We start from the raw sequence: 12,342 nt of genomic DNA, 5'->3' as shown, positions 1-12,342 counted from the left end.
TGCGCCATAAAATACGGGATACCAGGATGGTGACCCTTACGAGGCGCACTAGCTGCGCCATAAAATACGGGGTACCAGCAATGGGTACCACATTTTACCGTGACAGAAACGGGGAGGAAAAGATGAAGATTCCATTCCAGTTAAAACTACAAAACAAAAAGAAGACAGCAGAGATTCTGTGCCTGGTCACAGGACTGCTCTGTATGGCAGCCCTGGCAAAACTACCCCTGGAACAGAGAACGGGGCCTGCAAAAGCAAAGCCTGAGTACGACCGTCTGGTGGTGGCTGTCTCTGCCTCCGGGATTCCGGAGGAGGATAGAGAGCTGATGCTGGAGCAGTTAAATGAGATAACAGAACGAAAGCTGGGGATTCAGGTGGAGCTGGTGGCGCCCTCTGACTACAATAACAGGGTGAATTTGATGTTGGCTGGAAATGAACAGCTGGATATTGCGCTGGCCTCAAGCAACATGTTCCTGGAAAACTATATGAACAGCAAGCTGGTTGCAATCGATGGGCTCTTAAACAAGTATGGACAGGGTATCATCGAGCAGTTGGGCAGATCCGCCATCGACGCATGCAGGATCAATGGACAGCTTTACGGAGTGCCGAATAATCGGGACTATGCGGCAGGGAGCAACGCCTATATGCTGCGCAAAGATATATTGGATAAATACAGGATTGATCCGGATGAGATCCGCAGTATAGAGGATTTAGAGAAAGTCTTTGACACCGTCAAAAAGGGGGAACCCGGCATGACGGTCCTGGCTTCAGGGGCCGGAACCATGTTGGCACATCTTTACTTTACACTAGGAGGGGGACTGCGGGTGGGCGCCCATATGGATTACGGGAGAGACGATGAGCTGGTGAATCTGTATGAAACCCAGGAATACCTGGATGCCCTTCTGATGGTTCGCAGATGGTATATGAGAGGATATCTGGACCAGGATATCTTAGGGCAGACAGAGGATCTCTTCACCAGGGTGCGAAACGGGGAATTGTTCGCTTACACCACCAAGGGCAGACCCGGACTCATTGCCCAGGAGGAGATTGGGAGCGGCAGGGAAATGGTGTGCGTACAGCTGGGGGAGGATGCCATCAGCTATAACTCCATTTCTGCCTTTCAGTGGGCAATCACACAAAACACAGTGTCCGCGGAAAAGTCCATGAAGCTTTTAAACCTGTTCTACACAGATGCGGACATTATGAACCTACTGTGCTATGGGGTGGAGGGGGTCCACTATGTAAAGACAGAGGATGGACACATCACTTACGCGGATGTGGAGAGAGGGAATCCCTTTGTCAACAATGCATGGAAAATGCCCAACCAGTTCATCACACACGTCTGGGAGGGAAATCCGCTGACACTCTGGCAGGACATGAGAGAGTTCAATGAGAATGCGATCCACTGCTGTGACCTGGGGTTTAACTTTGACGTGAGTAAGGTGTCTACAGAGTACGCTGTGTTGACGGAGATATACAACCGGTATAAACAGGTCTTGGAAAACGGCTTGGTCAATCCCAGGGAGGGCTTGAAGGCCATGCAAAAAGAGATGAAGGACAATGGAATGGATGAGGTGATTGAAAAGAAACGGCAGCAATACGAAGAGTGGAAAAAGCGTAAATAAATGTAAATGAAATTGGAGAGCAGCATTTCCGTGATATTGCGGAAGTGCTGTTTTTGGCTGTGCAGGAATCCGACGCGCAGTGCATTCTTATCGGAATCATTTTACTTTCTATCAGAAAGATTATATTTTTCCGGCAGAGCTTTTGTTAATATGTGTATGTAGATAAAATATTTACATAAAAGTATGTAAATTTTTAGCAAAAGGGGGCGAGAGAAGGTATTGGGATAACATCTTTAGCATTACAAAAATTTTAAATGGGAGGGCAAGAAATGAAGGCAAAACAAACAATGAAGACAGGTAAACGATGGATTGCACTGCTGCTGGTATTCTGCATGGCAGTGTGCGGATTGCCGGGACTGGGCGCGGGAAGCACTGCTGAGGCGGCAGCTGCAAAATTGAAAGTGACACCCAGCAAGACACAGACGATTGCTGTGGGGGAGAAACTGACTTTCCAGGCAGAGAAGAAATCCGGAAAAGTAGTCTGGACCACCAGCAACAAAAATGTGGCGGCAGTGAGCCAGAAAGGCGTTGTAACAGGAAAAAAGGCCGGCACGGCGAAGATAACTGCTGCGGTTAAGGGAACAAAAGTAACCCGCAAGGTCAAAGTGGCAAAAGCGGCTTCTAAAGTAAAACTGCCGTCTAAGGCTGCCATGACAGCAGGGGATTCCAAGACGCTCAAAGCAAAATTTAGTCCAAAGGGAACGAAATCCCTGCTGAAGTGGAAATCCAGCAATAAGAAGGTAGCCACGGTTTCTTCCCAGGGGAAGATCAAGGCGCTCAGGGCAGGTACTGCTGTGATTACGGCTACAATGACAGGTAAAAAGGCAAAGAGTACTTGTAAAATAACCGTTAAGGAAAAAATCGTATTGGCCAAGTCCGTAACACTTGGGCAGGCAGCAGTAGGACTGAAAGAGGGACAGACCTCCCAGATTTCGGCAACCGTATTGCCAGCGGATACCACCCACAAGGCGGTTACCTACGCCACTTCCAATGCAGGCGTGGCAACCGTATCCGGCACTGGACTGATCACAGCGGTAAAGAAAGGTAGCGCAGTGATTACAGTCACAACAGCAGACGGAAGCAATAAGACCGCGCAGCTTCAGGTAGTGGTAAACCCGGTACTTGCGTCCGATATGAACGTTGCAGCGGATAAGACGACACTGGCAGCCGGTCAGACCATGCAGATCAATGCAGCCGTATCTCCGGCCAACGCCTCCATACAGACGCTGAAATACACATCCTCAGATCCCTATGCAGCGGAAGTTTCAGAGACAGGCCTGATCACAGCAAAGGCTCAGGGATTTACCACCATCACAGTGGAAACCGTGGATGGAAGCAATATAAAGGAATCCTTTGACTTGAACGTAAACCTGGACCTGGAGAGAGATCCCCGTCCAAGAGCGATTGTTACTACAGACGGTGAGGTGGATGACAGGGATTCCCTGATCCGGTTCCTGCTGTACGCAAATGAGGTGGATTTTGCAGGGATTGTGCAGAGCAGCTCCTCGATTCACTGGCAGGGCAGCGAGGATGCCTATTATGAAGCAGGCAAGGTACCCTACAGATGGCCAGGCACAGAGTGGCTCAATGACCTGCTGAATGGGTATGAAGAGGTCTACTCCAACTTGGTTGTACATGATCCCGGATATGCAACACCCAATTATTTGAGAAGTATTACCAAAATCGGTAATATTGGCTTCAGGGGAGATATGACCGGCCCCACAGAGGGATCTGACCTGATCAAAGAGGCTATTCTGGATGATGATCCCAGAACCCTGTATATCCAGGCTTGGGGAGGACCAAATACCATCGCGGTTGCCTTGAAAGAGATCGAGGATGAGTACAAGGACACACCGGAGTGGCCGGAACTTTATAAGAAAATTTGTAAAAAGGTAGTTCTGAATGTATGTGGGTTACAGGATGAGACTTACGACAGGTACATTGGCATTGCCTATCCTGACATGACGCTTGTGACAATCGGCTTTGGCGTATTCGCTTACAGCACCAGGGGGCAGGGAACACCGGAGATGCAGCGTGTTCTGTCCGGAGAGTGGATGAGAGAGCACCTGGACTACGGCCATGGAGCGCTGCTTGATCAGTATGTTACCTGGGGAGACGGAACCTATCTGGACGGCGAAGTGCCGGGAGCCCAGTTTGGTACCAATGAGGATATGCTTAACAGCACGGCTTGGTGGGCAGGAACTGCTTACGAGCGCTACCATTTCATCTCAGAAGGTGATTCACCCACCTACTTCTTCCTGTTTGACACAGGACTGAGAGATGAGGAGGCATGGAACTACGGAGGTTATTCCGGACGCTATATACCTGCAAAGAAAGTCCTCAACGGTGTGACACTGCCTCACTACTACTCCAGCGCAAGAGACTATGTGACAACCGAGGGAGCCAAATCCAGCCCTAGAGTAGAAAATGCACAGCTTAGATGGACAGAGTATCTGCAGCATGATTTTGCAGTTCGTGCGGACTGGTGTATTGAAAACAAATATGAGAATGCAAACCACAGACCTGACATTACCATTGAGGAGGGGCTGGATATCACGGCCGAGCCCGGTGAGCGGGTACAGCTGCACGCGAAGACCTCAGATCCAGACGGGGATTATGTAAGCGTCAACTGGTGGCATTACTATGAGGCAGGCAAGGATATCAACGGTTCCGCGGAAAATGAGACTCTGGAGATCAACGGAGCAGACTCAGATATCGCCAGCTTCACCATCCCGGCGGATGCCAAGAGGGGGGATACCTTCCACATTATCGCAACTGCTCAGGATGACGGAGAGCACAGCTTAACTTATAACCAGCGTGTTATTGTAACCGTTGGGGAATCTAAGGAGTACTCCATGACCGTGAAGGCCACAAAAGCAGTTGCGAAGGAAAATATCGTCCGTTCCAATCTTGGAGGCGAGGACAGACAGCTCTGGGTGGAATTTGAACCTGCAAAGCCGGGACTGGGCGTGACCTGGTCATCCAGCGATGAGAGCATTATGACGGTTTCCAATTATGCCAGCGGCACATCCATTTATACAACAATGACTGTCAAAGGTGACGGACCTGTCACAATCCGGGCAACAGCCAATGACGGAAGCGGCAAATACGCGGAGATAAAACTGACCGCTAAGATGACTGCATCCAGTGTCGCACTTGCGGCGCCTGAGGGAATCACTCCTTCAAACGTGCCGTTGGGAGCTCCTGTGACTTTGGTGACAACCGTTAAACCTGCCATGCCCGCAGATAATTTGAACTGGGAGTCCAGTGATCCGTCTGTTGCCACTGTGGTAAACGGTGTGGTGACACCGCTGAAGGCGGGAACGATCATGATCACAGCAACAGCCAAAGATGGAGGCGGCGCACGCGGCGTTATACGCTTGACATTTGTGGCGGGCAAAGCCCAGCCAAAGGCAGAGGCGAACGATGAAGAGACAGAACAGCAGGAGGAAGAGACCATGGGGGCTGGCAGCGAGTCCATGGAAGAAGTAATGTAACGTTTTGGAAAAACAGAGTAAATATTTTAAGGCCGTCCATTAAATTGGGCGGCCTTTTTCTGAGCTTCTTTTTTTCTTTACATAGACGTAGAGCAGGGCTCCGGCCATGCTGACCAGGCACTCGGTAACCGGAAACGCAAACCATGTGCCGGTTATCCCCATAAGGGCAGACATCAGAAACGCCAGGGGAATGATGATAAAGAACCCCCGCAGCAGGGAGATCACGTGAGCGGGCAACGGGCAGTCCGTGGAGGTAAAGTAAACGGACAAGATAATGTTTATCCCGGCAAACCCGCAGGCAGTAAAGTAGCATTTCAACCCGTCTACGGCAATGCCTTGAAGGAGAGGGTCGTGTCCGCTGTTGAAGACTCCGGCAATCGTGTCCGCTCCGAAAAAGACACCTATATAAATTGCTGCTGACAAGACCAGCACAGTGGTCAGGGCGTAGCGCAGGAGGGCCTGCACATCGGAGGCACATCCTTTTCCGTAGCTGCCGCTGATAAGGGGCTGGATACCTTGTGCAATCCCTGTATATATGGACATCACCACCAGGGATAAGTTGGCTATGACTCCGTAAGCTGCCACGCCGATATTTCCCTCCAGATTCATAAGAATCATGTTAAATACAATTATGACAATTCCGGAAGAAACTTCAGTAATCAGGGAGGGCAGACCGCTGGAGATAGTATGCAGCAGTAAATGTGCGGATATCCTGCACCGGTTTAGCCGGAATTGATTCTTTTTTCTCAGAAAATAGGGAGAGAGAATCATCATGCTGATAATGGGCGCCATACTTGTGGCAAATACCGCGCCAAAGATGCCCATACCCAGCGGGAAGATAAAGAGATAGTCTAAAACAATATTGGAGAGACTTCCGCCAATCATAGCAGCCATGGAAAGCTGAGGTGCTCCGTCATTTCGCACAAAGCATAGGAGAAGGTTGTTCATCATAAAAACAGGAGCAAACAATAAAATGACCTGAATATAGGTTTTACTCATCTGAAAAACAGAACCTTGGGCTCCGAATGCATGTGCGATAGATCCGGAAAAGAGGATACCAGTCAGGAAGAAAAGGGCTGAGAGGCAGAGCGTAAACACAGCGGCATTTGTAAAAATCTGATTTACACTCTCTCTTTTATTCTGGCCCTTTAGAATGGAATACCTTGTGCCTCCTCCGATGCCGATCATCAGACCGCTGCCATGGATAAAGCTGTAAACGGGGATGGCCAGGTTCAGGGCAGCCAGTCCTTCTGCGCCCAATCCTTTGGACACAAAAAAGGTGTCTGCAAGGATGTAACAGGACAACCCGATCATGCCCAGCACGTTCAGTGAAGAGTATTTTACAAAATTTTTAAAGCAAGCTGTATACTTCATAGTTCATTTCTCTCTTTCATCGTTTTGACCGCTTTATAGGAACTCAAAAAATATCCGATAACAAAAAAACGCCTCACTCCCATTCCTTCTAAGGCCTAACGGAATGGGGTAACGCGTTACCCGGCGGCAATTACCCTCTATTCATATCATAATTAGAGTGTTAAGTCAATACTCATATTCATGGGAATAATTTGTGTTTTTCTGTAAAAAGGCGTCTGAAAATGGGGCAAATATGTACAAACTATGTTAAAATTAGTAAAAATGAGAAAGAGAGAAGGAGAAACAAAGAATGTATAGGGTATTATTAGCGGATGATGAGGAGGAAATCCGGGAAAGTATGGCGTACAGGGTGGATTGGAGTTCACTGGGATTTGAAATTGTGGCCTATGCGGAAAACGGAATGGAGGCATTGGAACAGCTGGAGAAGGAGATGCCGGATGTCATTATGACAGACATAAGGATGCCCTTTTTAAGCGGCCTGGAGTTTGTAGAAAAGGCAGTGGAAATTCGTCCCACTGTGAAAATAATCATCTTCTCAGGTTTTGATGACTTTGAGTATGCACAGAAGGCCATCACTTTGAATGTGGAAGCTTACATGCTGAAACCAATATCAGCCTCTCAGCTGTCCAAAACGCTGGATATGTTGAGAAAAAAGATGGATGCGGAAGTAGAAGAACAGCAGAATATAGAAAAATTGCGCAAAAATTATGTGAAGAGCCTGCCGATCATGCGGGAACAGTTTTACATAAGCTGGGTGGAGGGCAGGATCTCTAAGGATGAGGTTAGTGAAAAAGCCAGACAGTACCAGATTGAACTGGGAGGAAGCGTTCGCACTGTGGTGACATTCAGGGTGAATCCTTCTTTGACTTGTGAGGAGCGCAAGGAAGAGGAAACGCCGGAGAATCTGATTCCAATCGCCCTGAAAAAGACAGTGGATGCAGTTTTGGGCAGATTTCATGGTATACACAGCTTTATCTATGTGGATCATGTTGTGGTTATCACAGAATTAGAGTGGGAGTCTCAGATAAAGATGCTGATGAATGAAGTGAATGAGGTGTGCAAAAATGCCAGGACATTTACCGGAAGGATTATAACCGCCGGGATTGGAGGCATGTATCAAAAGGCAGAGGCAGTGCATTCCTCTTACCAGGAAGCAAACAGCGCTTTGGAGTATGGGACTTTGCTCTGCAAAGACGGGGAGTACGCGACCTATATCCATGATATCGAACCGGATCACAATGCTCGGGTGGTGCCAAACCAGAGTACGGAACAGCAATTATTGGGAGCAATCAAACTCGGAAGAACAGAGGTCATAAAGAGCAAGATCCAGCAGCTTTTCACAGACCTGGAGGGTTCCTGCATGCCTTTTGGATTGTATCAGGTGTATGTTCTGCAGATTTTGGCATCTATACTGGGTATGGGCATGGACTACGGAGAAATCTGCCGGGAAGAGTTGGACCATATCAGCCAAGTGATGCAGATGTATTCACTGGAGCAGATGAAAGAGTGGCTTACCAGGCTTTGCTTGAAGCTTGCAGATGCCATTCGGCAGGAGCAGATGGACTCCAGAGAGATGATTGTCAGCAGAGCGAAAGCTTTGGTGGAGGAGCACTATGGAGACGCGGACTTGTCGGCAGAGAAAATATGCGAGCAACTGCATGTAAGTACCGCTTACTTTTCCACGGTCTTTAAAAAAGAGGAGAAAATTAATTTTGTTTCCTATCTCACAGATGTTCGCATGAAGCACGCGGTGCATCTCCTGGAGACGACTTCGGACAAGACCTACCTGATTGCTGCAAAAGTGGGATATGGTGAACCCAACTACTTTAGTTATGTGTTTAAGAAAAAATATGGCTTATCCCCCTCCAGATACCGCAGCAGACAAACAAAAACTGTATAGTATTATAGAAAGGAAGTATATTTGAGGCGGATGAGAAAGCTTTGGGAAAAAATAAAAAAGATCTACTATAAAAAGAGCCTGCAGTTCATCCTGTCGATCTCCTTTACTCTGGTCTCCGTCACCGTGATGCTTATAGTCACACTGGGGTTCAGCAAAAGATTTACAGATTCCACAGAGAAGTTGGTAATGGAAAACAACAGGATCGTGCTGGAACAGGTAAATATGAATCTGGATGAGTACCTTCACAATATGATGAGCATCTCCAATGTTGTTTACTATAACATTATCAAGGGAAGTGACATTGGACAAGCTCAGAAAGACATTAGGGATAAAATGAAGCTGATTTACGATGCAAATCTGACGTATCTGGTCAGTATGTCTATTCTGTCGGATGAGGGAGAGATCATTGCAGCACAGCCGTTTTCCAGAATGAAATCCTCGGCTGCCCCTAAAAAAGAAGAATGGTTTATCAAGGCAGGGCAGGAAATTGAAAACGTACATTTTTCAGCCCCGCATGTGGAAAATTTGTTTGTAAACTCCGATAATATTTACCATTGGGTGATTACACTGAGCCGTTCTGTGGAGTTAATCCGCGACGGCAGGGCTGAGCGGGGAGTACTTTTGGTAGATATGAATTTCACCGGGATTGAAAAAAGCTGCAAGGATGTGGACCTGGGGGAATCCGGATATATCTATATTGTGGACGGGAACGGGGAGATTATCTATCACCCGGATCTACAGCTGATTTACGGAAACATTATCAAGGAAAACAATGTCACGGCAGCCGGGTATTCGGATGGAAGCCATATGGAAATGTTTGAGGGGGAAGAACGGGCAGTTACAGTGAAAACCATGGGATACACTGGATGGAAAATAGTAGGTGTGTCTCCTAAATCGGATATTACGAACCTCTATAAAGACAGCAGCTATTCTTTTTGGCTAATTGCGCTGTCCGCCAGTGTATTTTTAATTCTCGTAAACTTGTTTTTGTCCTCCAGAGTCACAAATCCCATAAAGCAGCTTGAAAAATCCGTGAGGGAGCTGGAAAAACACAATATGGAAGGGTGCATTTCAGTAAATGGTACATATGAAATACGTCACCTGGGAAAGACCCTGCAGTCTATGGCGGAGAATATGCGGAAATTGATGAGAGATATCGTGGCTGAGCAGGAGGGAAAGCGAAAGAGCGAGATGGATGTGCTGCAGTCTCAGATTAACCCACATTTTCTTTATAATGCACTGGACTCTATTATTGCCATGATTGATAGCAAACGATATGAGGGAGCAGTGACTATGATTACTGCGCTGGCTCAGTTGTTCCGCATCAGTCTGAGCAAGGGGAGAAATATTATTCCGGTGGAAGCGGAGATAGAGCATGTCAGAAACTATCTGATTATACAAAAGATGCGGTACAAAAATAAGTTTGAGTTTGAGATTTGCATGGATGAGGATGTGGCAAGATACTCAACGATCAAGCTGATTGTACAGCCGCTTGTTGAAAATGCCATTTATCACGGAATGGAATATATGTACGGGGATGGAGAAATCTGTGTGCGGGCATACAAGAGGGATGAGAAGCTCTTCATGGAAGTGGAAGACAATGGACCGGGGATGACCCGGGAGCAGACAGAGAACCTTTTAAATGGTACGCTGAAATCCAGCAGGAGGAAGGGGTCCGGGATCGGATTTTCCAATGTACAGGAACGGATTAAGCTGTATTATGGAGAGGACTATGGAATTACTTTGGAGAGTGAGCCGGACGAGGGCACGATCGTGCGCATCTGTCTGCCATTGGTCTCCATAGATCAGGGTGAACAGGGGGAGTTTGGATGAACAGCAAAAAAATATATACAATTGTCCTGCTGGTCAGCAGTCTAATTTGTATCCTTGTTTTTTTTCTCCTGACAAACAAACAGGAAAAGAAAAATGTATCCCAGGTTTCCTTTTTTAGCAGAGAGGGTGCGGAGGAGTACAATAGAACTTCGCTGAAACAAGGGATAGAGCAGGGGGCTAAGGACTTTGGCGCAGTGCTTACGGTTCAGTTTTTGAATAACACGGGAAGTGCCTCAGATATGGTGGATCTTTTGGAAAAGGAGATTGAAAATAAGACGGATGCCATTTTGGTGGAACCGGTGGATGAGGAAGCAGTCCTGGAAAAGCTTAAAAAATGCGGTAAGGAGATTCCCGTGGTACTGGTGAATGCCGGATTTACAGATTCGGATGATTTTGCCAAAATCACCTGTGACCACAAAAAGCTTGGAAAAGATATGGCCTGCGAGATAATGAAAGAAAACCAGGAGAACAGAAAGGTACTGTTGGTGACAGAACCCCTTGTTTTTCAGGATGACAAAGAAGCCTGCAAAGGAATTGAGGAAGGGCTTGGAGGGGCCTGTGAGATAGAGTATCTTGTGCTCTCAGGGGATGAAGAGCAGAGGCAGAAACAGATTACCGAGCGTCTGAAGAAAGGAGATATCCATGCGGCTGTGGCCCTAAGTGCAGGCAGCAGAAATCTGGAACTGCTTGGAAGGCTTAAGCGGAGGGATCAAATTCCCAGGGAGGTGCTGGTATATGGGATTGGAAAAAACAATCAGATTATTGCGGATATGGAAGACGGATATATACAGGCAGTAGGTGTTATCAATTCCTATAGCGTGGGGTACTTGAGTGTACAGCAGGCGATACAGGGAAGAGGACAGGAGAAAGAGGTTATGGCTTCGATTATCAATAAGGATGAAATCTATACTCCGGAAAACCAGAGAATGCTGTTTACTCTGGTGCAATAGGCAGGAGTGGTGACAGGAGGATATGATGAAAAGGATAAAAGCGTGGAAAATTGTTTGTATGGCATTGATCCCGGTTGTATTGCTGCTGATCGGAACTGTGGTTTTTCGTGGATTCAGCGCAAAGGAAGAGGAAGCCATTAAAATCGGAGTGGTCATCTACCGGGGGGACGATGCCTTCATCTCATCTATGGCAGTGGCTCTGGAAAAACAGGCGAAGCTGGTGGGGGAAGAGATTGGGAAAAAAATCATTCTGAATCTTGTGGATGCAAAAAATAGTCAGGGAAGCCAAAATGCCCAGGTGGATACCTTTATCAGCGGAAAGTATGACGCAATCTGTGTCAATATGGTAGACCGGACAGTGGCCTCCACGATTATTGATAAGGCAAAGGAAGCGGATATCCCCATCGTTTTCTTTAACAGAGAACCAGTGGAGAAGGATCTGCTCATTTGGGAGAAGACCTGCTATGTAGGTACAGATGCAAGGGAGGCGGGGAAAATGGAGGGGCAGATGGTGGTGGATGCCTACCAGGACGCTCCGGAAGCAATAGACAAAAATGGAGATGGAAAACTGCAGTACGTGATTTTGGAGGGAGAAGAATCCCATCAGGATTCCCTGATCCGAACCGAGTATTCTCTAAAAACCATTACAGACAGCGGAATTGAGATGCAGAGGCTGGAAAGGGGAATCGGAAACTGGATGCGTTCCCCTGCCTATGAACAGATGCTGCTCTGGCTGAATCGATACGGAGACTCCATTGAGGTAGTCTTAAGCAACAACGATGAAATGGCAATGGGAGTAATTGAAGCATTGAAGGAAAAAGAAATGTTGGAGGAAGGACCGCTGATTGTGGGTATAGACGGAGGCAAGGATGCCAAGGAAGAGATCAGACAGGGACATATGCAGGGGACAGTGGTGAATGATGCCGACGGACAGGCAAGAGTGATAATCCAGATCGCATGTGCCTACGTACAGGGCAGGGACCCAGAGAAGGAGGTACCGGAGCTTAAGGGAAAGTATGCATTTATTCCTCATTATACCGTTACGAAAAAAGACCTGAAAGAATAGCAGGTGATAAAAAAATCGAGGGTTCTGATAAAAATATTGTATATAAATATCCCGACAGATTTTATATACTATACATAGAAAATAAAGGTTGGATGAG

7 protein-coding genes are annotated in these 12,342 nt (G+C 47.2%); 6 read left to right on the top strand and 1 reads right to left on the bottom strand.

Features of this window, described 5'->3' with window-relative positions:
- Nucleotides 1-122: 122 nt before the first annotated feature.
- The gene (locus AC0THY_RS18535) at nucleotides 123-1,625 is read left to right on the top strand and encodes an ABC transporter substrate-binding protein (protein ID WP_489992057.1); all 1,503 of its coding nucleotides are present in this window, start codon (nucleotides 123-125) and stop codon (nucleotides 1,623-1,625) included.
- 269 nt (nucleotides 1,626-1,894) lie between these two features.
- Entirely contained in the window at nucleotides 1,895-5,122 is a 3,228-nt protein-coding gene (locus AC0THY_RS18530; RefSeq protein ID WP_489992056.1) for a nucleoside hydrolase-like domain-containing protein, read from the top strand.
- 39 nt (nucleotides 5,123-5,161) lie between these two features.
- Here AC0THY_RS18530 and AC0THY_RS18525 read toward each other — a convergent pair whose 3' ends face one another.
- A complete protein-coding gene (locus AC0THY_RS18525) occupies nucleotides 5,162-6,496 on the bottom strand; it encodes an MATE family efflux transporter (protein ID WP_489992055.1) in 1,335 nt (444 codons plus the stop codon).
- Nucleotides 6,497-6,785: 289 nt separating this feature from the next.
- Between AC0THY_RS18525 and AC0THY_RS18520 the strand changes: the two genes are divergently transcribed.
- The 4 genes from AC0THY_RS18520 to AC0THY_RS18505 are packed head-to-tail and all read left to right on the top strand — an operon-like array spanning nucleotide 6,786 to nucleotide 12,245.
- Entirely contained in the window at nucleotides 6,786-8,396 is a 1,611-nt protein-coding gene (locus AC0THY_RS18520; protein ID WP_489992054.1) for a response regulator, read from the top strand.
- A gap of 30 nt (nucleotides 8,397-8,426) precedes the next feature.
- A complete protein-coding gene (locus tag AC0THY_RS18515) occupies nucleotides 8,427-10,229 on the top strand; it encodes a sensor histidine kinase (RefSeq protein WP_489992053.1) in 1,803 nt (600 codons plus the stop codon).
- The gene (locus tag AC0THY_RS18510) at nucleotides 10,226-11,179 is read left to right on the top strand and encodes a sugar ABC transporter substrate-binding protein (protein ID WP_489992052.1); all 954 of its coding nucleotides are present in this window, start codon (nucleotides 10,226-10,228) and stop codon (nucleotides 11,177-11,179) included. Before AC0THY_RS18515 ends, AC0THY_RS18510 begins: the two co-directional genes overlap by 4 nt.
- Before the next feature lie 22 nt (nucleotides 11,180-11,201).
- Nucleotides 11,202-12,245: a galactose ABC transporter substrate-binding protein gene (locus tag AC0THY_RS18505; RefSeq protein ID WP_489992051.1), complete on the top strand. Its 1,044-nt coding sequence runs from the start codon at nucleotides 11,202-11,204 to the stop codon at nucleotides 12,243-12,245.
- The last annotated feature ends 97 nt before the right edge of the window (nucleotides 12,246-12,342 follow it).

This window comes from Ruminococcus sp. 8Y-12 (assembly GCF_058119865.1).
Note: the sequence above shows the minus strand (reverse complement) of the source record. Positions and strands in the feature narration are given on the sequence as shown.

What these genes read in the sequence shown, in the direction of transcription:
- AC0THY_RS18535 (WP_489992057.1), top strand. Translation starts at nt 123, where the DNA reads ATGAAGATTCCATTCCAGTTAAAACTACAAAACAAAAAGAAGACAGCA.
- AC0THY_RS18530 (WP_489992056.1), top strand. Translation starts at nt 1,895, where the DNA reads ATGAAGGCAAAACAAACAATGAAGACAGGTAAACGATGGATTGCACTG.
- AC0THY_RS18525 (WP_489992055.1), bottom strand. Translation starts at nt 6,496, where the DNA reads ATGAAGTATACAGCTTGCTTTAAAAATTTTGTAAAATACTCTTCACTG.
- AC0THY_RS18520 (WP_489992054.1), top strand. Translation starts at nt 6,786, where the DNA reads ATGTATAGGGTATTATTAGCGGATGATGAGGAGGAAATCCGGGAAAGT.
- AC0THY_RS18515 (WP_489992053.1), top strand. Translation starts at nt 8,427, where the DNA reads ATGAGAAAGCTTTGGGAAAAAATAAAAAAGATCTACTATAAAAAGAGC.
- AC0THY_RS18510 (WP_489992052.1), top strand. Translation starts at nt 10,226, where the DNA reads ATGAACAGCAAAAAAATATATACAATTGTCCTGCTGGTCAGCAGTCTA.
- AC0THY_RS18505 (WP_489992051.1), top strand. Translation starts at nt 11,202, where the DNA reads ATGATGAAAAGGATAAAAGCGTGGAAAATTGTTTGTATGGCATTGATC.